Raw genomic sequence first — 21,674 nt, forward strand, 5'->3', positions numbered from 1 at the left:
ATTCCAGACCAACGAACAACTGATCACTATGGATTAGATTCACTGCTTGCACTGGAGAGGCAGATGGAAATCACCTCCTCTTCGATCTCTAGACAGATCAGTTCGTACTCTGCCACCATCGATGCATCCTGCGGATCACACCGACGCTGCCGATCCAGCATGGAGGTCGCCTCGTCATATGCCTCGCAAAGGCTTGCGAGCGGCATGTTCTTGGCGCTCAGCAGTTGCAACTGGCCGCGCAACGCCGGAAGCTTGAGCATCAGCTTCAAAAGTCCCCGTTGTTTGGCTTCGTTGGGCATTGTGCTCTATCCGCTTGAACGACGATCGATGCTTCATGCCACGCCTGCGCGCGAAAATAGCGTTCGCGCGCCTCAGTACAGATCCGGAATGCCACCGGTACTCTGATTGCCAGCGTCTCGTTGAGATATGCCTACCTGACGGGTGCAGCCTCGGGTCAGCTAAACGACCAACTTCTACCTATCCCTCTCCTGCCCCCGCAAAATCGCAGGAACCGTCCGTTTCCGGAAGTACGTAACAGTAACATTGCCGCCGCTGGCTTGACGGCGAAGCGATCCCGTCCCCGAAAACGCACCGATGACACCTCGTCGGATCCGGCATTGATAGCCAGGCCAGGGCACGTTAATCGCAACCGCCACTCCCCAGGCCAGCGACGTGCAGCTTACCGTAATCGCGACGGCTTGCTTGGCATGGGCATTGCGCTACAGTTGGCTTCCACGGGGTGACACAGCTGACATATTGCACTTCTCTACAGCGGTTCATCGCCGATTGTAACTGTTACGTACTTCGATGCGGAATACTGCGATGTTTAGAATGCCTACGATGACATTCGGCGACAGGCCGTATCGCGTGCTGAGTACAACGGAGAGATTTCCATGCGATCCTTGGACAAGACATCTCATTGCGGACGTTTGGTAGCGTTCCTTTCTGCAGGGATCGCCGCGACCGGTCTGACGCTGCTGAGCACCGAGCTTGCGGCAAGCGACGACAAATTGAGCGGCCTGCCCTCACTCGTCCTTGGTGGGCTGACGGCGACAGCGCAGACACTCCAGTTCGAGACGCCTTTCAACAATCTCATCAATGCCGGCTCGCTCCCGATCACGCTCGAGAAGACGACACTCGACGAGGTCAAGGCCACGTTCGGAGGCAATATCCGCAGCCGGACGGTGGAGGGCATGACGGTCGGCTGGCTGTGCTACGAGCTTGCGACCGGAGATCTGCCGCGGCGGATCTGGTTCGTCGCCAACGACAGATCTGACGCAGCCACGCCTGCCCAGAAACCGGTGACATTCATCTCCACCGAAGAAGTTGCCGACGAAGCCGATAAATGTGACACCCCAACCGTTGCGCTCGCGCCGCTGTTGCTTCCGGTTCCGACCTTGAAGGACGGCACGGAAGCCCTGGAGGAACGCTTCGGCGCAGCTCCGAAGCAAGGCATGGTGCGTTACACCCACCAGCAACAGGGCGAACAGAACACGACGGTCATGCAAATGCTTGTCTATCGGCTAAAAGGCGGCCACATCGATGGCATCGCCTTCACGCAGATTACATCGAAATAGCGGGTATAATTGACATCCCTCGCGGCCGTGCTGGCGGCGAGTGATGTCCCCGGCACACTGTCTATTTCTCGAAGGCGTAGATCCTGTTCCAGTCGGCTTTCATGTCGATGAGAAGCCATTTCCGCTGCTCCGCCTCGTTCATCGCCTTGTCGAGCTTGCCGACATGCGACTGGCGGTCATACGCCCATTCCCGCTCGCCGTCGGTGTGGTGCACGATCATCCCGAAGCTCGGCCCTGCGCCAGAGGTAACCCACCGCAGCATCTCGTAGTCGCCGTCGGAATTGCCGGCGACAAAGATCGGGCGGCGACCAATGAACTTGTTGATGCCGACCGGCTTGCCGGGGCCATCGTCGATGAAATCCACCTTCGGTTCGCGCATGAGCACCGGGGTGTCACCCTGAAGTTCATACTTGGTGGTTATGGTGCTGCCGACAACCTGTTCCGGCGGTATCCCGTACATCTGCTCGGTCATCGGCCGCATGAATTCGATGCCGCCGCCCGAAACGATATAGGTCTTGAAGCCGTTTTCCCGCAGATAATCCAATACCTCCCTCATCGGCAGGTAGGTAATCTCGTTATAGGGCCGGTCGAAACGCGGGTGTTTCGCGGTTGCGAACCAATCCTTGACGATCTTCGTGAATTCGTCCGTCGTCATCCCTGCATGTGTCGCCATCGCGAGCTCGACAAGACCTTTCTCGCCGGCCGCAGCCACGCCGGCCATATCGCCCTTCAGCAGCGATGCGAACGGCTCCTTGTCCTTCCATTCCGGGTGATCCGGGGCCATAGCCTTGATGCGATCGTTGATGAACATGCCCTGGAAATACATCGGCTGCTCGGTCCAGAGCGTACCGTCGTTGTCAAACACGGCGATACGGTCCACTTCAGTGACATAATCAGGGCCGCCTTCGGTCGTCACCCGCGTCACGAAGTCGATGATTGCCGATTTCGCCAAACCGTCGTTCCAGGAAGGAAGGCCAGCCGGAGGTGCATCAGCGGCCACCACAAGCGCCGGCGCGGCCAGCATCAATGCGAATGATGCCGCAACTCCCATGAAGGTCCGCCACCAGCCCTTCCGATGCGTATCCACATCAATCGACGCGAACTCTCCTGCCCTCAAAATCATCGGGTGTCCTCCTCAACTGAAACAAGACTGTCGGTGTTAGACGTCTACGGCCGGCGAATGCAGCGAAAGCCGATATGGGTCGTTGCCGCATTTTCCTCATGCGCGTGACGGGCCGCGGGGCGATAGCGACGGCAATAGTTCGGCGCGCAGAGATGCGATCCGCCCTTCACCACCCGCCGCGCGATCAGGATCTCCGGCTGCCGCGGGTCGTAACTTGCCTCAGCCCCGCCGCCGCGCGGATTGGAGGGGATGCAGCAGCTTTTTTGCGCAGGCCCCGGGTGGTTGCTCGACCAGTAGTCGCTTGTCCATTCCCAGACATTGCCGATCATGTCGTAAAGGCCATAGCCGTTGGGCGGGAAGCTGGCGACCGGCGACGTCCGCTCGAAGCCGTCAGGGCGCAGGTTCTCGGTCGGGAAGGTGCCGTGCCAGGTGTTGGCCATGAAACGGCCCTCAGGGACAAGTTCGGCGCCCCACGCATATTCCGCGTCATTCGGGCCGCCCTTGGCGGCATACTCCCACTCGGCTTCCGTCGGCAGATCCTTGCCGGCCCATTTCGCATAGGCCATGGCATCGACATAGGAAATCTGCACGACGGGATGGTCGAGCTTGCCGCGAATGTTGCTCTGCCGGCCATATGGCCTTTTCCAGTCGGCACCGAACTTGAAGTTCCACCATTGCGAGGGGTCACGGCTGGTGACGCGCTTCGGCGGATCGAAAATCACCGACCCCGGCCGCATCATTTCCGGCAGGGCGCCCGGATAATCCTTCGGGTCGGGCGCCTTCTCGGCAACGGTGACGTAGCCGGTCGCCTCGACGAACGCGCCGAATTGCCGATTGGTGACAGGCGTGACGTCGATCCAGAATCCGTCGACCTTCACCGGGTGAGCCGGTGCCTCTTCGGGGTAATGATTGTCGGACCCCATCGTGAAGGTGCCGCCTTCGATCCAGATCGGCTCGCGCGCGCTGATCGCCATTGGCGTTTCGTCGAGGGTCGGCCTGGTGGATAGTGTTTGCATACGGCTTCGATCTCCCGGGCGGATGTCGCGTCCATCCTGATAGCCCGAAGTCTAGACGCAAACTTTCCGACTCCAAAGTACGTAACTGTTACGACGGCGCACGAATCGAATTCGGGCGCCGTTTGCCCCGCCCGTGGATTGATCGAGAACCACAATCGCCCGCTTCGTTACTGTTACGTTCTTTCCAACGGGCCGCATGTCACCTTAATCTCCCCTCAGAGTTCACAAATGAGAGTTCACAAGGGTTGGCGCCGCCGGGCCGGCGGGAGGGGCTAAATCTCAATGGGTACACGTGACGACATCGAACAGCTCGGCAAGCGGATCGGCGAAGCCATTGTCGGCCAACAGGGCATGATCGAACGCCTGCTGCTCGGCCTCCTGAGCAACGGCCACCTGCTGGTCGAAGGCCTGCCCGGGCTTGCCAAGACGCGGGCCATCAAGAGCATGGCGAAGAACCTCGACGCCGAGCTGTCACGCATCCAGTTCACACCGGACCTTTTACCCTCCGACATCACCGGCTCGGAGGTCTATTTCACCGAAGGCGGCAAGGGCGAGTTCCGCTTTCAGCAGGGTCCGATCTTCGCCAATCTCATCCTTGCCGACGAAGTCAACCGCGCACCGGCGAAAGTGCAGTCCGCCCTGCTCGAAGCGATGGAGGAGCGGCAAGTGACTGTCGGTGGCGACAGTCACGAGCTTCCCGAGCTCTTCATGGTGATGGCAACGCAAAACCCGATCGAGCAGGAAGGCACCTACCCCTTGCCTGAGGCGCAGCTCGATCGTTTCCTCATGCACATCCAGGTCGATTATCCCGACGCCAAGTCGGAGGCCGAGATCATGCGGCTGGTGCGGTCGGAAGAAACGGCTGCCGCCTCGAAAGTGAAGTCCAACGAAAAGCTGGCTCAGGATGCGGTGTTTACGGCACGAAAGGAAATCTCGGCAGTGACCGTCTCGAGCGCGATCGAGGACTATATCGTCGCCCTGGTTATGGCGACACGCTACCCGGACAAGCTCGACAAGGACGTGGCCAAATGGATCCAGGTGGGCATCAGTCCGCGCGGCGTCATCGGTCTCGACAAGGTCTCGCGCGCCCATGCCTGGCTGAAGGGAAGAGACTTCGTGACGCCGGATGACGTGCAAGCGACAGTACACGACGTCTTCCGCCACCGGCTCGTCCTCTCCTATGAAGCCCATGCCGGCGGCACGACGGCCAACCAGGTCATAGACCGGATCGTGCAGCAGGTCGCTGTCGCCTGAGAGATGGAGAGGCCCGATGGCAATATCCCTGTCCGCATTCGCCCGGTCGAAGGGCATTGCCCATCCTCCGAAGGTGGAGGCATCGGGCGCCTACACCTCCGTCGACGAACTGGTCGGCCTTGAGGCGACAGCCCGTGACCTGACCTTCCTGCGTAAGGCGCCGGTCCGGCGATTGCTGGCAGGACGCCATGAATCGCGCATGCGTGGTCGTGGGCTTTCCTTCGAGGAGCTTCGCGAATACCTGCCTGGCGACGATATCCGCACCATCGATTGGAGGGTGACGGCGCGGACCGGCAAACCGGTCGTGCGGGTTTATGACGAGGAGAAGGATCGGCCGGCGCTTGTGATCGTCGACCAGCGCATCAACATGTTCTTCGGCAGCCGCCGCGCCATGAAGTCGGTTGCCGCGGCGGAAGTGGCCGCCCTCTGCGCCTGGCGCATCACGGCGCTTGGCGATCGGGTCGGCGGCTTTGTATTCGGAGATGAGACCGTCGACGAAATCAGGCCCTACCGCAGCCGCGAGGCCGTCATTCGGTTTGCCGACGTCATCGTTCGCCACAACATCGCACTCTCCGCAACCTCCAAGGTTGCAAGAGGCGACGAGCAACTGGACATCGTGCTTTCGGCCGTTGCCAACATCGCCAAACATGACCATCTGATCATCGTCATCAGCGATTTCGACGGCCACGGCCTGGAAACGCGCGACATGCTGCTCAAGCTCTCTGCCCATAATGACGTGATCGCCATCCTGATCTACGACCCCTTCATGCTGGAATTGCCGCGCAAGGGCGACATCGTCGTCAGCGGCGGCGCGCAACAGGCAGAGCTTCAATTCGGTCATGCAAACGTCCGCGAGGCGATCGACAGCTTCGCGCGCAAGCGCGGCCGCGCGCTTCAGGCATGGCAGGAGGACCTGGGGCTGCCGATGCTGCCGATTTCCTCGGCGGAAGAGATTGCACCGCAATTGCGCACCATGCTCGGCCAGTTGGCCTGGCGTCAGCGGAGACGGTAGCGATGGAAGGGACCACGCCAGCGGTCGATCCCGGCCTCGCTGCCGCGCTCCGCGGCCTTGCCGATATCGCCTTGCCACCGCCCGTCTCGATGCTGCCGCAGACCTGGGCCTGGGCGGTGCTCGCCGGACTTGTTCTGCTGGCAATCGCCTTCGCGCTCCGGCGCTGGTATCGCCACCGCGAGCTCAATCGTTACCGCCGCGAGGCGCTTGGCGAGCTTCGCCAGATAGAACAGCGCATTGGTGCTGCTCAAACACGTGGCGATGCGCTCGCTGCCCTGCCCGCCCTTCTCAAGCGCACCGCGCTTGCGGTCTGGCCACGCGAGACGATCGCCAATCTGAGCGGCAAGGGCTGGACCGGCTTCCTCGACGCCCATTCCGGTGGCCCTGTATTTCCCACAACCGCGGCGCATTTCTTCGAAGAGGCTGAGTACCGCGGGCCGGTGGTTTTGGCATCTGCTCCCGAGGCCGAAGCGAAAGCCCATGTTGCGGCGGCACGATATTGGATCGAGGCGCACCATGTACGTCCTTGATCATTCCTGGCTGCTCGTCCTGCTGCCACTTCCGGCCGTCATCTGGTGGCTGCTTCCGGCCTATCGCGAGCAATCGGCGGCGATCCGGATCCCATTTTTCAAGGACATCACCGCAGCGGCGGGCATCGGCGCGACCGAAGGATCGGTCGTGCCCAAGTCGAACTTTGGGCAGAAGCTGATTGCGCCGATCTGCTGGGGCCTGATCGTACTGGCACTGGCGCGGCCGCAATATATCGAGCCGCCGATCGAAAAGACCGAACCGCAACGCGATCTCATGCTGGCAATCGACCTGTCGCAATCGATGGATACGCGCGACTTTCACGATCCGGCCGGCAATCTGCAGGCCCGGGTCGATGCCGTGCACACGGTCGTCGCCGATTTTATCGACAAGCGCCCCGAAGACCGTCTCGGCCTCATCGCCTTTGGCGATGCCCCCTACCCGCTCGTGCCGTTCACGCTCGACCACAAGACGGTCAAGGCGATGCTGGCCGACAGCCTGCCGGGAATGGCGGGTCCACGCACCGCGATCGGCGATGCGATCGGCCTTGCGATCAAGATGTTCGACCAAAGCACGGCACCGGACAAGGTGCTGATCCTACTGACCGATGGCAACGACACCGCGAGCAAGATGCCGCCCGACAAGGCCGCCGGCATTGCCGCCGAAAAACACATCGTCATCCACACGGTCGGCATCGGCGATCCCAATGCGCAAGGGGAACAGAAGCTCGACACGTCAGTCTTGCAACAGATCGCGACGGCGACGCATGGACGATATTTCTTCGGCCAGGACCAGGCCTCGCTGCAGAATATCTACGAGCTTCTCGATCAGTTGACGCCGGAAAACCAAAAGACCCTGTCCTGGCGGCCGCGCATCGAACTGTTCCACTATCCGCTGGGCGCGGCGTTGATCCTCGTCCTCGTCTATCACGCGATCATGTGGCTGCTGTCGGCCCGCGCAGACCGGCGTCGCGAAAGGGAGGCGGGAGCATGATCACCGACTTCCATTTCCTCCGGCCGCTCTGGCTGCTGGCGCTGCTAGCCGCCCCCCTGCTTGTGATGTTGATCGGCCGACGCACCGACGTGCGCTCGCAATGGCAGAACATGATCGCGCCGCATCTTCTCGACCACCTGCTGATCGAGAAAGGCGGAAGGCGATGGCTGCAACCGGTTCACCTGACGGCCGTGCTGATCGTGATTGCCGCGATCGCGGCGGCCGGACCGACATGGCAGCGTGAAAAGCCGCCCTTCGTCGAGGATACGGCGCCGCTGGCGATCGCGATCGACCTGACCGAAACGATGAATGCCACTGATGTCTCGCCGACGCGGCTCGAGCGAGCCAAGTTGAAGGTGCAGGATATCCTTTCTCTGCGAAAGGGCGCGCGTACTGCCCTGTTTGCCTATGCCGGCACAGCACACATGGTGCTGCCGCTCACCGACGATGCAAACCTCATAAAGACCTATCTGGCCGCCCTCTCGCCGAGCATCATGCCGGTAACCGGCCGAGACACCGGCAGGGCGCTGCAGGTCGCCGAGGATGCGCTTTCCAGCGAGACCGTACCGGGCACGATCCTGTTCATGACCGATGGCGTCGAGCGCACGGCATTCGACGCCTTTGCGCGATATCAGGGCCGCAACGACCTGATGGTGCTCGGCATCGGCACCGCCGATGGCGGCCCGGTGAAGACGGCCGATGGCCAGTTCCTCACCGACGCGACGGGCGCGCGGGTCCGTGCCAAACTCGACGTCGATGCGCTGAAGGCATTGCAAGCGGCGTCGAAAGCGCAGGTCGCGACGGTCACGCCCGACGACAGCGACGTGCGCTGGATCATCAGGCGGATCCAGAGCAGCTTCGCGCAAAGGACCGCCGAAGGCCTGACGCGCTGGTACGATGCCGGCTGGTGGCTGACCATCCCGATCGCACTCCTTGCCGCGTTGTGGTTCCGCCGCGGCTGGACAGTCCGTTGGGCGGTCTATCTGGTAGCCGTCGGCACGGTGCTGCCAGGGGTAAAGGCCGAGGCAGCCGATCGCAGCTTTGCCGATCTCTGGTTCACCCCGGACCAGCAGGGCCAGCGGGCCATCGATCGCGGCGATTTCCAGGGAGCGGCCGGCGATTTCCAGGACCCGGCCTGGCAGGGCGTCGCCCTCTTTCGTATCGGACGCTATCAGGATGCCATCGATGCCTTTGCGCAGGGCGATACGGCCGAAAGCTACTATAACCAAGGCAACGCCCTGATGCATCTCGACAAGGCCGAGGAGGCGATTGCCGCCTACCAGCAGGCGCTCAAACGCCGCCCGGACTGGCCCGAAGCCAGGCAGAACCTGGCAGTGGCCGAGAAACGCAAGGCAGACAATGACAAGCAGGATCAGGATGCCCAGCAGGAGGCGGCCGGGCTCGATCCGGATCAGATCCAGTTCGACGACAAGGGCAAGAAGGGCAAGGAGGGCACGGTGGCGGGAGCGCCGCAGACCGCTGAGATGTGGATGCGCAATATCCAGGTTTCCCCGGCCGATCTGCTGGCACGGAAATTCGCGATCGAAGCGAAGGATGCAGTGCCGTGAACCGACGTATCCAGCCCATTCTTCTTGCGCTCGCCGCCTTCTGGCTGTCGCTGGCGAACGTCGCGCTGGCAGCCGATCCATTCGCCCGCGCCACGCTCGCCACCAAGGGAACGATCTACGCCGGACAGCAGGTTGAGGTCGACGTCGACGTTTTCGCGCCGAACTACTTTCTGTCGCCGCCACAGTTTCCGCTGTTCGACCTTCCCGGCACCATCGTGACGATGCCAGACGATCGCGGCCTGAACCTCAACGAGACAATCGATGGCGTCGATTTCTCCGGTATCCGCAAGACCTACGTCATCACACCGCAGGCGGCGGGAGACTACACTTTACCGCCTGTCGATATCCCGTTCGGTTATGCGGCCGTTCCCGGCAAAACCACGCAAGGGCGAGTGAAATTGCCGACGCTGCGGCTGACAGTGACGGAGGTGCCCGGCGGCGCTGACGGCAAGGCCGGCGTCACCGCCGAGAAAGTGACGATCACGCAAGTCTTTGATCGTGATCCGGCAAGCCTGCGTGCCGGCGACGCTCTGGTTCGCACCGTTACCTTCGAAGCGGATGGACTGGCGGCGATGATGATCCCGGAGCCGTCCTTCGAAGCACCCGCGGGTGTCAAAGTCTATGTCCACGACCCCTTGCTCTCCGAGCATAGGTCGGATCGCGGCGTGTTCCTGGGCGGCGTCCGCAAGGACACGGCCACCTATGTCTTCGCGAAAGCCGGTACCTACACGATCCCCGCAATCAGCCTACAGTGGTTCAATCCGTCGCTCGGCAAGACGCAAACGGCCGAAGCGCCGTTGGCCAAGGTTTCGGTTGCGGCAGCACCTGCAGATGCGACCGCCCTTGCCCCGCCGCACCCGCCGCCTGAGAATGCGCCATTCGACTGGCAGTGGTGGGTCGGCGCAGGCCTGGTGGTGGTGGCACTGGCGCTCCTGATCCACTTTGCCGCCGTTATGGCCGGCCGTATCCAGGCATGGTTTGACGAAATACGGACGCGCAAGGCGCAGTCCGAGGCAACGGCTTTCCATCGCGTCGACGAGGGATGCCGCAGCGGCGACGCAGAGCGGTTCGAGGCGGCGATCGACGCATGGTCGCGCAAGACGGGGAATGTTCCAATGACCCAGTGGCTCGATCGCTTCGCCGACCCGGAGACAAGGGCCGCCTTCGCCAACCACCAGCAGTCGCTTTATCGAGACCAGCAGGACGCGGCGCAGAAGCCGAATCTCCTGCCGCTTAGAGCCGGCCTTGGCAAAGCCAGAAGCCGCTGGCTCGAGCAAATCTTCGACGACGAGCCGGTGCCGGCCAATGAACTCCCCGATCTCAATCCGGCGTTCGACGCCGATTTACCAACCAGTCGCTAGCGCTGCCGGACCGGGCGTTACGATCCTTCGTAACTGTTACGTACTTGCCCGTAACACCCGCCTCAACCCAAAGTTCAACGGTACGTTCCGAGACTTTGCCTACCTGACTAAAAGCAATCCATCGTGCCTCGAGGAGACATGAGATGCCCATTGATATGAAGAATGCCATCGGACTGCTGGCTGCTTCAGCAGTTCGAAGGTCCATCAAGCCGAAAGCGCTTGCGCTTGCGGGCACCGTGCTGATGTCGACGCTATCGGCATCGGTCATGCCAGCAATGGCCCAGGATGCGGCCAAGCCCAATATCCTCGTCATCTTCGGCGACGATATCGGCCAGACCAACATCAGCGCCTATTCCATGGGTGTCATGGGCTACAAGACGCCCAATATCGACCGGCTTGCCTCTGAAGGCATGATGTTTACGGACTACTACGCCGAGAACAGCTGCACCGCCGGCCGCTCCACTTTCATCACCGGCCAGTCGGTGCTTCGTACCGGCATGTCGAAGGTCGGCGTTCCCGGAGCGCCCGTCGGCATCCAGGACCGAGACGTAACGATCGCCCAGGCGCTGAAGCCGCTCGGCTATGCGACGGGCCAGTTCGGCAAGAACCACCTGGGCGACCAGGATCGTTTCCTCCCGACAGCGCACGGTTTCGACGAATTCTTCGGCAACCTCTATCACCTCAATGCCGAGGAAGAGCCGGAGCGCCCCTACTGGCCGAAGGATCCCAATGATCCCTTCGTCAAGGCGGCCACGCCCCGCGGCGTGCTGCATTCGTTCGCCGACGGCAAGATTGAGGATACCGGCGCACTCAACACCAAGCGCATGGAAACGATCGACGACGAGACCACGGCAGCAGCCATCGGCTTCATGGAAAAGCAGGTCAAGGAAGGCAAGCCCTTCTTCACCTGGATGAACACGACGCGCATGCATCTGTTCACCCATATCCGGCCGGAATATAAGGGACAGAGCGGCATGCCGGGCAATGACTATGCCGACGGCATGATCGAGCACGACAACGATGTCGGCAAGCTGTTGAAGGCACTCGACGACCTGAAGATCGCCGAGAACACCATCGTCGTTTACGCCACCGACAACGGGCCCAATCAGTTCTCCTGGCCGGACGCGGCGACAACCCCGTTCCGCAGCGAGAAGGACACCAACTGGGAAGGCGCCTTCCGCGTGCCGGCGATGGTGCGCTGGCCGGGCAAGATCAAGCCCGGTGTTTCCAACGAGATGGTTTCCGGTCTCGACTGGTTCCCGACCTTGCTTGCCGCTGCCGGTGACAAGGACGTCAAGGAGCGGCTGTTGACGGGCACCAAGCTCGGCGACAAGGACTTCAAGGTTCACCTCGACGGCTACAACCAGCTTCCCTACCTTCTAGGCGAGCAGCCGAAGGGCGCGCGCAACGAGTTCTTCTACTTCAACGACGACGCCAAGCTCGTGGCCATTCGCTGGGACAACTGGAAAGCGGTCTTCTGCGAAATGCGCAAGCCCGGTGGCTTCGACGTCTGGCAGGATCCGTTCACCTGCCTGCGTGTGCCGAAGATCTTCAACCTGCGCATGGACCCCTATGAGCGGGCCGACATCGTCTCCGACCAGTACGACGACTGGAGGACCAAGAACGTCTATCTTGCAGGGATAGCCACCATGAAGGCCGCAAGCTTCCTGGAAACCTTCATCGAGTATCCGCCGAGCCAGAAGCCGGCGAGCTTCTCGGTCGACCAGGTCGAGGAAGGCGTGCATGCGAAGATCGACGAAATCATGAAAAAGGCCCCGGCCGCCCAATAAGCTGACGAAGGCGGCGCTCACCCGAGCGCCGCCTTTTCTTTCTTTGCATTTAGAATCTATGGTGAGCCGGATTGACCGCAAAGAGTTCCGCGCCCGTACGCTCGGTCGATGTCGACGGGGCTAACGAGAGACAGGGCATGCAGCAACGGGCCTTTGCCATCAGCCCCGCAATGGCCGGGTTCATGCTTTTCCTTTCCGGCGCGGCCGCGCTGATCTTTCAGGTTCTCTGGATCAAGCAACTCTCGCTCGTCACCGGTGTCGATGTGCATGCGGTCAGCGCCGGCGTCAGCGCCTTCTTTCTCGGCCTTGCCCTCGGCAGCTTCGCCATTGGTCGCTTCGGTGATCGTGCCCGCCGTCCCTTGCGCCTCTATGCGCTGCTTGAGACCGGCGTCGCCCTGCTCGGCGTTGTCGCCACATTTGCACTGGCGCGGATCGCGCCTCTCTTCGTCTCGATCGAGTCGAGCTTGCCTGTTGTCGCGTGGGGGATGCTGATCCTGCTCGTCGCCACACCAGCCTTTCTGATGGGCGGCACGCTGCCTGTTCTTCTGCGCGGCCTGCAGTCGGCTCCCGGCGGGATCGGGACCAAAGGCGGACGCCTCTACGCTGCCAATACGCTTGGCGCGATCGTCGGCTGCCTCGCCGTCTCCTTCGTCATCATTCCAGCGCTTGGGGTCCAGGCCACCGGCCTTGCCGCCGCCGCTCTCGGGCTAACCGCCGCTGCTATCGGCTTCTTGCGCAGTTCGGCTTTCGCCGTCTCCGCGCCGGACGCATCGCCGGCATCGTCCACTGGCGAAGGTGGGTCTCGCCTGGCGCTTGTTCTCTACGCGCTCGCCGGCGGCGTCGCGCTCGGCTACGAGGTCGCCTGGTCGCAGGCGATCGTGCAATTTATCTCCACCCGCTCCTTTGCCTTCTCCGTTGTGCTTGCCACCTACCTTGCCGGCCTTGCGCTGGGCGCAGCACTCTTTGCGCGGCGGACCGATCGGCTTGCCGATCCCTGGACCGCGTTCGGCCTGCTGATTACCGCCGCCGGCCTCGTCGCCCTTTTCGAACTGGCTGTGCTCGGCACCTGGCTCACCGCCTGGCAGACGAATGCCGAAGCTACGGTCGCAGCCATGACGGGCAGCATCTTTGCCGGCATGAGCGCGCGGTTTGTCGTGGCGGCGCTGAGCATCGTTTTCGTTCCGACGCTGATCCTCGGTGCTGCCTTTCCAGTCGCGTTGCGCCTTGCGGTCAACCCCGCCCATGTCGGGCGCGATACCGGCCGTGTGCTGGCGTTCAACACGCTCGGCGGCATCGCAGGAACCCTGGTCACGGGCTTTCTGCTGATCCCGGCACTCGGCATCATCCGCAGCTTTGCCATATTGGCGGTCGTCGCCGCCGTGATCGGCCTTGTCGCAATCTTCAGGGGCAAAGGCAGCGTGCTTGCCGGCTCTCGCCTGGTCGTGCCCGTGCTCGGCGCCCTCACGCTTTTGCTTGCGGTCCTCGTGCCATCGGACCGGCTCGCCACTCTGCTGACGAAGTCGCGCAGCGACGGTAGAATCATTTCCTACGAAGAGGGCCTCGGCGCCACGGTCGCGGTTATCGAGCAGGGGCAAGCCGACCGCCGCTTCCGCCGGCTCTATATCCAGGGTGTTTCCAACACCGGCGATGCCATGCCGTCGCTGCGCTACATGCGGCTGCAGGCTTTGTTGCCGCTCCTCATCCACAAGGGCGAACCGAAGTCGGCGCTGGTGATCGGGCTTGGAACCGGCATTACCGCCGGCTCGCTGCTCGCCTATCCCGGGCTGGAACGCCGCGTGGCAGCGGAGCTATTGCCCTCCGTTGCGCGTGCAACAAGCCTGTTCAAGGGCAATTATGACGCAGCCAAGGATCCCCGACTTGAGGTCCGGCTGCGCGACGGGCGCCGCGAACTGCTGCGCAGCCAGGAACGCTACGACCTCATCACCCTGGAGCCGCCGCCGCCATCGGCGGCCGGCGTCGTCAATCTCTACTCGTCGGACTTCTACCGCCTCGCGCGCGACCGCCTGGCTGAGAATGGCATGGTCGCGCAATGGCTGCCGATCGCAACCCAGAACGACGAAGACACCCGCTCCCTCGTCAGGAGCTTCCTCGACACCTTCCCCGAAGCTACGCTCTGGTCGACGGAACTGCACGAGATGCTGCTCATCGGCTCGCTCGAACCGCAACAGCTCGACGCGACACGAATTGCCGACCGGATGAAAGAGCGCTCGATTGCCGCAGCCCTCGGCGAGGTCGGCATATCCAGCCCGGCCGATCTGCTGGCGACCTGGATGATGGACCGCACGGGGCTGGAACGTTACGCGGGTTCTGCACTTCCGGTGACCGACGACCAGCCTCGGATCGAATATGCAAGCTGGGTGCGCCCCGACGAGTTGCAGCGCATCCTTCCGGCGCTGATCGCCCTGCGGACGGAACTTCCGCTTGTTGCCGCCGACCCCACGACGAAAGCGTCGATTGCCGAGGCGCACAACCGGTTGCTGCTCTTCTACCAGGCCTCGCTCAATGCCTATGCCGGCTACCGCGCCGAATGGGCTCGCGACATGGAACTGCTGATGCAGGTCGAGCCGGCCAATCCCTATTACAAATGGTTCGTTTCAAGCAGTCAGCGATAACGGATTGGCTGACGTCATCGCTGAGGCCGCAATGGCTTTACACCGACATCTGCAGGCCGCGCGGCCAACCGCAACCGGCCAAGAATAATTCCGCGAAAAATACAGCCGGGCGCGAAATATTTGCGCAACGGCCCTTGTGAATGGCACGGATTTGCAACCCTGTCTCCGCGGTCACGGTGTATCCTGTCCCTCAATCGAACCAACCATCTGTTGGACAGGGAGGCAGGGTTTTTTCATGACAGACCAGGACAAGGCGGCAAGCGCCACGACATCGCGCGCGGCGATGGAAGGCGAGTTGGGCATTCTCGCACGACGGCGCATCGAGGCCGGCATTATCGCGCCGATCTATGAGGCAATGCGCGAAGAGATCGGCGAGGAGCGCGCCCAGGCTATTCTCGACAAGGCCGTCAGCAGCGCCGCCATCGAGGCCGGCAAGGCGTTTGCGGCGAAAACGCCTGGCGGTACCAACTTGCGGACGTTCCAGGAATTGCAGGATCTCTGGACGCAGGACGATGCCCTGACGATCGAGGTGACGAAGGCGACCGACGACGAATTCCACTACAACGTCAAGCGCTGTCGCTACGCCGAGACCTATCGCGAGATGGGGCTCGGCCATATCGGCCACCTGCTTTCCTGCAACCGCGACGGCGTGTTCTGCACCGGCTACGATCCGCGCATCACGCTCGAGCGCACGCAAACGGTGATGCAGGGCGCGTCCCATTGCGATTTCCGCTACCGCTTGAATACTGAGGCCGGAGAGCAGAAATGACCGCGGCGGGCCAGCCACGCAAAACCCCTGCCGCCGGCAGCAACATGCCCCGGATCAACGGCGACCGGCTATGGGCTGATATCGTCGCGACCGCTCGCTTCGGTGGCACCGACAAGGGCGGCGTCACCCGGTTGACGCTGACGGAAGAGGACCGGCAGGTCCGCGACTGGTTCGTCGCCGAATGCCGCTCGCTTGGTTGCACGATCGACGTCGACGGGATCGGCAATATCTTCGCCACCTACCCCGGCGAAGATCCATCACTGCCGCCTATCGCCGTCGGCAGCCACCTTGATACCCAGCCGCAGGGCGGCAGGTTCGATGGCATCCTCGGCGTTCTTGCCGGGGTCGAACTGATCCGCACGCTAAAGGAGACCGGCACAGTGCTGCGGCATGGCCTGACCGTCGTCAACTGGACGAACGAGGAAGGCTCGCGCTTCTCGCCGGCGATGATGGGGTCCGGCGTCTTTTCCGGCGCATCCTGCCTGGAAGCGATCGAGGCCCTGACTGACCGGGACGGGACGACCGTGAAGACGGCGCTCGAAACGATCGGCTATCGCGGCGAAATCCCTGTCGGACATGTGGGCTTTGCCGCCTATGTCGAACTCCACATCGAGCAGGGCCCGCTCCTGGAAGCGGCGGCGACGGAAATCGGCATCGTCACCGGCGTGCAGGGCGTGCGCTGGTTCGACGTCTCCATTACCGGGACGGAGGCGCATGCGGGCAGCACCCCGATGGCGCAGCGCGACGACGCGCTGGTCGCGGCTTCAGAGATCGTGCTTGCCGTGCGCGACATCGCCCGCCGTCATTCGCCCGGTGTCGGGACAACAGGCTTTGCCACGGTCGGCCCCAATTCCCGCAATGTCGTGCCGGGCACAGTGCAATTGCAGATCGATATGCGTCACCCTTCGGAAGCAGGCCTGAACCAAATGCAGGCCGCGCTGGAGCAGGCTGTCGCAGCGATCGATGCCGAGATCGGGCTCAAACACATCTGGTCGAAGCAGCCGGTCGTCTTCGAACCCGCCACTGTCGAAGCAGTGCGTGCCAGCGCCGAGGCACTCAGCTATTCCGCAACCGAAGTGGTCTCCGGTGCCGGTCACGATGCAGCCCATATCGCCGGCATCTGCCCGACGGCCATGATCTTCGTGCCTTCCAAGGACGGGCTGTCGCACAACGAGGCGGAATATTCCTCGCCTGAGGAATGCGCGCGCGGTACCGACGTCCTGCTGCAGACGGTACTGCAGATCGACCTGAAATAGCGACAGATGTCGCCGGCAGGGATTTTCCCGCCGGCGACGTTTTCTCAGTGCGTGCTGGTTCAGCCGCGGGCTGAATCCAATTGCTCGTGCTCTTTCTCGACCTGCTGTGCCTTCAGGTAGCTTTCGATCAGCAACTGATATTCCGGGAAGATCTTGGTGTAGATCTCGGCCCATTGCTGCGCATCGTCACGATGCCAGGTGCGCTGAAGCTCGGAAGCGACGGCCGCCGTGTCCATCGGGACAACGCCCGCCTGGACGACGCGGGCAAGCGTGATCTCCTGCGCCATTTTCGAGTAGGTACCCGAAGCATCGACCACGGCGAAGACCTTGTAGCCTTCATGGACGGCGCTGATCGCCGGGAATGCCATGCAGACGCTGGTGATGGTGCCGGCAATGATCAGCGTCTTGCGACCGGTCGCCTTGACAGCCGCCACGAAGTCCGGATTGTCCCAGGCGTTGATCTCGCCGCGACGCGCAATGTACGTGGCATGCGGCGCATTCGCATGGATTTCGGGGATCAGCGGACCATTCGGCCCCTGCGGCACCGACGCCGTGGTGATGACAGGCATCTTCGTCAGCGTCGCCATGCTTGCAAGGGCTGCCGCATGGGCGCGCAGCTTCGGCATCGGCATGTCGTTGACGGTCTGGAACAGCCCGCTCTGGTGATCGATCAGAAGCATGGCCGCATCATCGGGATCGATGACCGGGCGAGCGCCGTTGAAGTTGGCGACATTGTTGACGTTCGTCATGGGTATTCTCCTGTTGCCAGACCGCAATTAGCGGGAAGCCTTGGTGGTGGTGTAGCTGCTGATCAGGTTGCGGTAGTCGGGGATATGGTTGGAGAACAGCGTTCCCAGCCCCTCGACGTCGTTGCGCCAATCGCGATGCAGTTCGCAGGCGAGACCAAACCAGGTCATCAGTTGGGCGCCGGCTTGCGACATGCGATCCCAGGCCGAATGGCGGGTGATTTCGTTGAACGTGCCTGACGCGTCAGTGACGACGAAGACGTCAAAACCTTCCTCGAGGGCGGACAGGGCTGGGAAGGCAACGCAGACCTCGGTGACGACGCCGGCAATGATCAGCTGCTTCTTGCCGGTGGCCTTGATCGCCTTGACGAAGTCTTCATTGTCCCAGGCATTGATCTGGCCGGGGCGCGGGATGAACGGCGCATCCGGGAACATTTCCTTCAGTTCCGGCACGATCGGGCCGTTCGGGCCATCCTCGAAGCTGGTCGTCAGAACCGTCGGCAGCTTGAAGTATTTCGCGAGGTCCGCGAGCGCCAGAACGTTGTTCTTGAACTTGTCGGGGTCGATATCCCTGACCAGCGAGAGCAGACCCGCTTGGTGGTCGACGAGCAGAACCGCAGCCTGATCCTTGTCGAGACGCTTGTAGGTTTTTGCCATAGTGAAGACTCCTTCATCTTTTGTCTTGTCCGCGTGCTCGGGCCGTTGATCGGCCGTCATGGGCTCGGCGCGGAGTTCCGAGCCCACGAGAACTCAAAGTGCCGGTGCGGCAACGGCGCCAAAGCTGCCGTTCTGGAAGTCGGCGAAGGCCTGACGGATTTCGTCGGCCGTGTTCATCACGAAGGGGCCGTGCATGACCACGGGTTCATCGATCGGCTCGCCGCTCAAGACGAGAACGGTCGCATCGGAACTGGCGTCGAGCGTAATGGCGCCGCCTTCGCGGCCGAGGAGGCCGAACTGGGCTTCGCCGATCAGATCGCTGCCGTTCACCAGCACGGTGCCGTGTAGCACCGCCAGGCCGACCGAATGGCTCTCAGGCAGGTCGAGTGCAAGAGAGCCACCCCGTTTCAGGCGGAGGTCCCAAAGATTGATCGGGGTAAATGTCTTCGCAGGTCCATTGCGACCGTCGAACGCGCCGGCGATCACCCGCAGCGTCCCGGCATCCTCCGGCAGCGTCACCGTCGGAATGTCGCCGTTGACCAGCGTCTGGTAACCAGGCTTTGCGGATTTGGCGCGCGCCGGCAGGTTGACCCAGAGCTGGACCATCTCCAGCGTCCCGCCCTGTTTGGTGAAGGCGTCGGAATGGTATTCTTCGTGCAGGATGCCGCCGGCGGCCGTCATCCATTGCACGTCGCCGGGACCGATATGGCCGCCATTGCCTGCCGAGTCGCGATGATCCACTTCGCCGCGATAGACGATGGTCACCGTCTCGAAGCCGCGATGCGGATGCACGCCGACGCCACGCGGCCGGCTGGTCGGTGCAAATTCTGTCGGGCCTGCATAGTCGACCAGCAGGAACGGGCTTGCATGTTCGCCGACGCTGTCATGGGACAGCAGCGAACGGACCGGAAAACCATCGCCAACCCAGTGCTGCCGGGCGTTTCCAAAAATGCCGAGTATCTTGCGCATTGGTGTTTCTCCTTGTGCATCGCCTTGCAAGCGATGACGTTGGGAGGAACATATTCTCGCGACAAATCTGGCGGTAGACAGCCAAATCGGACTATAGTGTCCTATCAATAGGACAATCATCCGCCATGCAGGACCTGAACGATCTTAAGCTTTTCGTCGATGTCGTCGAGCAGAACGGTTTTGCTGCGGCCGCGCGCAAGCTCAATATGCCGCGTTCGCGGCTGAGCCGCCGCATCGGCTTGCTGGAAGAACAGCTTCGCGTCCGCCTTGTTCAGCGTTCGACGCGCCACTTCGTCGTGACGGATATCGGCAGGGAGTACTATCGCCATTGTGTGGCGATGCTGGTCGAGGCGGAAGCCGCGCAGGAGGTGATCGACCGTATGCGCTCCGAACCGCAGGGCGTCGTGCATGTCAGTTGTCCCTCCTCGGTCCTCTATTTCCAGGTCGGCGAGATGATTGCCCGCTTCATGGCCGGCTGCCCGAAGGTCGAGGTGGTGCTCGAAAGCACCAATAGGCAAGTGGATGTGCTGCGCGAAGGCATAGACGTGGCCATCCGCGTTCGTTTTCCACCGCTCGAGGAGAGCGATCTCGTGATCAAGAGGCTGGCTGAAAGCGGGCAGCGCCTGGTCGCCAGCCCCGGACTGCTCGGTCAGGATGCACGACCGCTGAAGCCCGCCGATCTCACGGACCTTCCGAGCCTGGCATGGAATTCCAACCGGCAGGAGCATGAGTGGTGTCTGGACGGTCCTGATGGTGCCAATGCCATTGTCCGCCATCACCCGCGGCTTGTCACCGAAGATATGGTGGCCCTGCGCCTCGCCGCCCTGAAAGGCGTCGGCGTCACCCAGCTGCCGACCATGGTCGTCAGGCAGGACCTGAAGGACGGAACGCTGGTCGACGTGCTGCCCGACTGGGCGCCCCGATCAGGCATCATTCACGCAGCCTTTCCATCGCGGCGCGGCCTGCTTCCCTCGGTCAGGGCTCTGCTCGACTTTCTCGCGGCCGAATATGCCGAACTTGCACGCCTTGACGAGCCGGGGACCTGATCGGCGCCGATGACGCGCCGCAAGCCGCAGCCTCAGGAATGGTCGGCGGCGCGGGTCTTCAGGATTGCCGAAAAGCGCGGGTCAAATGTGCGGCTGATCGGCTCGGCGGCAGCGCCGATCGCGACCGCCCAGGGATCGGTGAAGCCGACCTGCAGGCGCGGCAGACTGCGATCACGGCGATCGGCGAGTGACGGAAGCAGCGGTTGCATCGCATCCGTGACCAGCCGCGCCAGGCCGGGCGGAAGCCCGCCGCACAGGATCACCGTCTGCGGGTCGAAGATGGTTTCGAGTGCCTGGACAGCCGCGCGCAGTTCGTAGACGGCCGCATCCAGCCAACCGGGCAACCTGATATCTTCACTCTCCACGGCCGCATCAATGTGGGCATAGAGGTCCGGATCGGCAGGATCGAGCGCGAGCAGCTTGCACAGAGAGGCGATCGAAGCGCGGTATTCAAGCGGCGTGCGCTCATGCTCGGCAGCACCGCGCGGCAGACTGAGAATCATGCCGATCTCGCCGGCATTGCCATTGGCACCGCGATAAAGCTCGCCATTGAGGATCAACCCGGCGCCAAGGCCATAGCCGAGATAGATGCAGATCGCGTGATCGACGCCATGGGCGGCACCGACCAGGCGCTCGGCGGTGGCTGCGGCGGCAGAGTCGTTCTGCAGGCCGACATCGAGACCTGTGCCTGCAGCAAGCGTTTCGAGTAGCGGGAAATTCTGCCACGCCGCCATCATCCAGGGATCGTCAGCGTCGGCGTCGATACCGAAGGGACCGGGCATCGCCGCACCGAGCCCGACGAGGCGATCCTCCGATTGCGGCGCGATCGACGCCAGGTCGCTTCGGGTCTTTTCGATCAGGTCGAGAATGGTTTTCACGCCGGTCACCGGCCCGCCCGCCGGAAGGTTGGCCTCCCGGCGCGCCAGGACCGTACCCACCAGGTCGACGGCGATGGTGCGTGTGACGTGCCTGTCGATCTGCAGGCCGATCGCGAAGGCGCCCTCGGCAACCAGACGATAGGGCGTTGACGGCTGTCCCCGGCCGCTGCGAACGACTGCCAGCGACTGAACCAGCCCGTCACGCTCAAGCTCTTCGATGATGTTTGAAACCGTCTGCTTCGTCAGCGCCGTCGCACGGGCAAGATCGGCGCGGGACAGCTGCCCGTTCAGCCGCAACGCGTCGATCATGACACGACGGTTGTGGGCGCTCGCCCCTTCCTGGTTGGTGCCGCTCTTTGCCCGGATCGGGCGTAAATCATTCATCCTCAAAACCCTCTTGACACTGTTAGAATATTGAACAAGAAATAAGTCAAGACAATTGACTTAATTGAGAGCCGCAAAGAGCTCCAGGGGAACGAAGGTCATGGCCAAAGGTCG

General features: G+C 62.4%; 19 protein-coding genes. 12 read left to right on the forward strand and 7 right to left on the reverse strand.

The genetic code is table 11. From position 1 onward, the window contains the following. Positions 1 to 26: 26 nt before the first annotated feature. Positions 27 to 299: a hypothetical protein gene (locus tag ASD02_RS35570; RefSeq protein ID WP_038577818.1), complete on the reverse strand. Its 273-nt coding sequence runs from the start codon at positions 297 to 299 to the stop codon at positions 27 to 29. A gap of 594 nt (positions 300 to 893) precedes the next feature. Between ASD02_RS35570 and ASD02_RS35575 the strand changes: the two genes are divergently transcribed. Beyond that, entirely contained in the window at positions 894 to 1,577 is a 684-nt protein-coding gene (locus tag ASD02_RS35575) for a hypothetical protein (protein ID WP_057218245.1), read from the forward strand. Between the two features lie 61 nt (positions 1,578 to 1,638). Here the strand turns inward: ASD02_RS35575 and ASD02_RS35580 are convergent, their stop codons facing one another. Together ASD02_RS35580 and ASD02_RS35585 are read right to left on the reverse strand one after the other, a co-directional pair. Beyond that, a complete protein-coding gene (locus ASD02_RS35580; protein ID WP_057218326.1) occupies positions 1,639 to 2,601 on the reverse strand; it encodes an HAD family hydrolase in 963 nt (320 codons plus the stop codon). 143 nt (positions 2,602 to 2,744) lie between these two features. After that, positions 2,745 to 3,674 (reverse strand): formylglycine-generating enzyme family protein, encoded by a 930-nt coding sequence (locus ASD02_RS35585; RefSeq protein ID WP_057218248.1) that lies wholly within the window; start codon positions 3,672 to 3,674, stop codon positions 2,745 to 2,747. Positions 3,675 to 3,998: 324 nt separating this feature from the next. On the opposite strand from ASD02_RS35585, the gene ASD02_RS35590 reads away from it, so the two are divergent. The 10 genes from ASD02_RS35590 (at position 3,999) to ASD02_RS35635 (ending at position 16,880) form a co-directional block, all read left to right on the forward strand. Further along, complete coding sequence (locus ASD02_RS35590) at positions 3,999 to 4,970, forward strand: MoxR family ATPase (protein ID WP_057218250.1); 972 nt, start codon at positions 3,999 to 4,001, stop codon at positions 4,968 to 4,970. 16 nt (positions 4,971 to 4,986) lie between these two features. Further along, on the forward strand, positions 4,987 to 5,982 hold the full coding sequence (locus ASD02_RS35595; RefSeq protein ID WP_057218252.1) for a DUF58 domain-containing protein: 996 nt from the start codon (positions 4,987 to 4,989) through the stop codon (positions 5,980 to 5,982). A 2-nt stretch (positions 5,983 to 5,984) separates the two neighbouring features. After that, positions 5,985 to 6,512, forward strand: a complete 528-nt coding sequence (locus tag ASD02_RS35600) for a DUF4381 domain-containing protein (protein WP_057220126.1) — start codon at positions 5,985 to 5,987, stop codon at positions 6,510 to 6,512. Further along, positions 6,499 to 7,503 carry a VWA domain-containing protein gene (locus ASD02_RS35605; protein ID WP_057218254.1) on the forward strand — a complete coding sequence of 335 codons (1,005 nt, stop codon included), beginning with the start codon at positions 6,499 to 6,501 and terminating at the stop codon, positions 7,501 to 7,503. Before ASD02_RS35600 ends, ASD02_RS35605 begins: the two co-directional genes overlap by 14 nt. Continuing rightward, the gene (locus ASD02_RS35610; RefSeq protein ID WP_057220127.1) at positions 7,500 to 9,071 is read left to right on the forward strand and encodes a VWA domain-containing protein; all 1,572 of its coding nucleotides are present in this window, start codon (positions 7,500 to 7,502) and stop codon (positions 9,069 to 9,071) included. The genes ASD02_RS35605 and ASD02_RS35610 overlap by 4 nt, the downstream gene beginning before the upstream one ends. Next, complete coding sequence (locus ASD02_RS35615; protein WP_063978341.1) at positions 9,068 to 10,432, forward strand: BatD family protein; 1,365 nt, start codon at positions 9,068 to 9,070, stop codon at positions 10,430 to 10,432. The genes ASD02_RS35610 and ASD02_RS35615 overlap by 4 nt, the downstream gene beginning before the upstream one ends. Before the next feature lie 242 nt (positions 10,433 to 10,674). Further along, on the forward strand, positions 10,675 to 12,222 hold the full coding sequence (locus ASD02_RS35620) for an arylsulfatase (RefSeq protein WP_057218327.1): 1,548 nt from the start codon (positions 10,675 to 10,677) through the stop codon (positions 12,220 to 12,222). A gap of 71 nt (positions 12,223 to 12,293) precedes the next feature. Beyond that, positions 12,294 to 14,855: a fused MFS/spermidine synthase gene (locus tag ASD02_RS35625; protein ID WP_244494339.1), complete on the forward strand. Its 2,562-nt coding sequence runs from the start codon at positions 12,294 to 12,296 to the stop codon at positions 14,853 to 14,855. Positions 14,856 to 15,090: 235 nt separating this feature from the next. After that, positions 15,091 to 15,624: an L-2-amino-thiazoline-4-carboxylic acid hydrolase gene (locus ASD02_RS35630; protein ID WP_057218261.1), complete on the forward strand. Its 534-nt coding sequence runs from the start codon at positions 15,091 to 15,093 to the stop codon at positions 15,622 to 15,624. Then, positions 15,621 to 16,880, forward strand: coding sequence for a Zn-dependent hydrolase (locus tag ASD02_RS35635; RefSeq protein ID WP_057218264.1), 1,260 nt, complete (start codon positions 15,621 to 15,623; stop codon positions 16,878 to 16,880). The genes ASD02_RS35630 and ASD02_RS35635 overlap by 4 nt, the downstream gene beginning before the upstream one ends. Positions 16,881 to 16,939: 59 nt before the next feature. Here the strand turns inward: ASD02_RS35635 and ASD02_RS35640 are convergent, their stop codons facing one another. From ASD02_RS35640 to ASD02_RS35650, 3 genes are all read right to left on the reverse strand, one after another. After that, positions 16,940 to 17,629 (reverse strand): isochorismatase family protein, encoded by a 690-nt coding sequence (locus ASD02_RS35640; protein ID WP_057218266.1) that lies wholly within the window; start codon positions 17,627 to 17,629, stop codon positions 16,940 to 16,942. A 27-nt stretch (positions 17,630 to 17,656) separates the two neighbouring features. Then, positions 17,657 to 18,283 carry an isochorismate family cysteine hydrolase YcaC gene (gene ycaC, locus ASD02_RS35645; protein ID WP_025428483.1) on the reverse strand — a complete coding sequence of 209 codons (627 nt, stop codon included), beginning with the start codon at positions 18,281 to 18,283 and terminating at the stop codon, positions 17,657 to 17,659. A 93-nt stretch (positions 18,284 to 18,376) separates the two neighbouring features. Then, on the reverse strand, positions 18,377 to 19,252 hold the full coding sequence (locus tag ASD02_RS35650) for a pirin family protein (RefSeq protein WP_057220128.1): 876 nt from the start codon (positions 19,250 to 19,252) through the stop codon (positions 18,377 to 18,379). A 125-nt stretch (positions 19,253 to 19,377) separates the two neighbouring features. Here ASD02_RS35650 and ASD02_RS35655 point away from each other — a divergent pair, with 125 nt between their 5' ends. Beyond that, positions 19,378 to 20,298, forward strand: a complete 921-nt coding sequence (locus ASD02_RS35655) for a LysR family transcriptional regulator (protein ID WP_057220129.1) — start codon at positions 19,378 to 19,380, stop codon at positions 20,296 to 20,298. Positions 20,299 to 20,330: 32 nt separating this feature from the next. On the opposite strand, the gene ASD02_RS35660 is transcribed toward ASD02_RS35655, so the two are convergent. Further along, positions 20,331 to 21,560: an ROK family transcriptional regulator gene (locus ASD02_RS35660; RefSeq protein ID WP_057220130.1), complete on the reverse strand. Its 1,230-nt coding sequence runs from the start codon at positions 21,558 to 21,560 to the stop codon at positions 20,331 to 20,333. Positions 21,561 to 21,674 lie beyond the last annotated feature (114 nt).

This window comes from Ensifer sp. Root1252 (assembly GCF_001425885.1).
Classification (GTDB): domain Bacteria; phylum Pseudomonadota; class Alphaproteobacteria; order Rhizobiales; family Rhizobiaceae; genus Ensifer; species Ensifer canadensis.

Bases quoted from the DNA above. Each gene is read 5' to 3' on its own strand.
- ASD02_RS35570 (WP_038577818.1), bottom strand. From the start codon at position 299: ATGCCCAACGAAGCCAAACAACGGGGACTTTTGAAGCTGATGCTCAAG.
- ASD02_RS35575 (WP_057218245.1), top strand. From the start codon at position 894: ATGCGATCCTTGGACAAGACATCTCATTGCGGACGTTTGGTAGCGTTC.
- ASD02_RS35580 (WP_057218326.1), bottom strand. From the start codon at position 2,601: ATGCTGGCCGCGCCGGCGCTTGTGGTGGCCGCTGATGCACCTCCGGCT.
- ASD02_RS35585 (WP_057218248.1), bottom strand. From the start codon at position 3,674: ATGGCGATCAGCGCGCGCGAGCCGATCTGGATCGAAGGCGGCACCTTC.
- ASD02_RS35590 (WP_057218250.1), top strand. From the start codon at position 3,999: ATGGGTACACGTGACGACATCGAACAGCTCGGCAAGCGGATCGGCGAA.
- ASD02_RS35595 (WP_057218252.1), top strand. From the start codon at position 4,987: ATGGCAATATCCCTGTCCGCATTCGCCCGGTCGAAGGGCATTGCCCAT.
- ASD02_RS35600 (WP_057220126.1), top strand. From the start codon at position 5,985: ATGGAAGGGACCACGCCAGCGGTCGATCCCGGCCTCGCTGCCGCGCTC.
- ASD02_RS35605 (WP_057218254.1), top strand. From the start codon at position 6,499: ATGTACGTCCTTGATCATTCCTGGCTGCTCGTCCTGCTGCCACTTCCG.
- ASD02_RS35610 (WP_057220127.1), top strand. From the start codon at position 7,500: ATGATCACCGACTTCCATTTCCTCCGGCCGCTCTGGCTGCTGGCGCTG.
- ASD02_RS35620 (WP_057218327.1), top strand. From the start codon at position 10,675: ATGTCGACGCTATCGGCATCGGTCATGCCAGCAATGGCCCAGGATGCG.
- ASD02_RS35630 (WP_057218261.1), top strand. From the start codon at position 15,091: ATGACAGACCAGGACAAGGCGGCAAGCGCCACGACATCGCGCGCGGCG.
- ASD02_RS35635 (WP_057218264.1), top strand. From the start codon at position 15,621: ATGACCGCGGCGGGCCAGCCACGCAAAACCCCTGCCGCCGGCAGCAAC.
- ASD02_RS35640 (WP_057218266.1), bottom strand. From the start codon at position 17,629: ATGACGAACGTCAACAATGTCGCCAACTTCAACGGCGCTCGCCCGGTC.
- ycaC (WP_025428483.1), bottom strand. From the start codon at position 18,283: ATGGCAAAAACCTACAAGCGTCTCGACAAGGATCAGGCTGCGGTTCTG.
- ASD02_RS35650 (WP_057220128.1), bottom strand. From the start codon at position 19,252: ATGCGCAAGATACTCGGCATTTTTGGAAACGCCCGGCAGCACTGGGTT.
- ASD02_RS35655 (WP_057220129.1), top strand. From the start codon at position 19,378: ATGCAGGACCTGAACGATCTTAAGCTTTTCGTCGATGTCGTCGAGCAG.
- ASD02_RS35660 (WP_057220130.1), bottom strand. From the start codon at position 21,560: ATGAATGATTTACGCCCGATCCGGGCAAAGAGCGGCACCAACCAGGAA.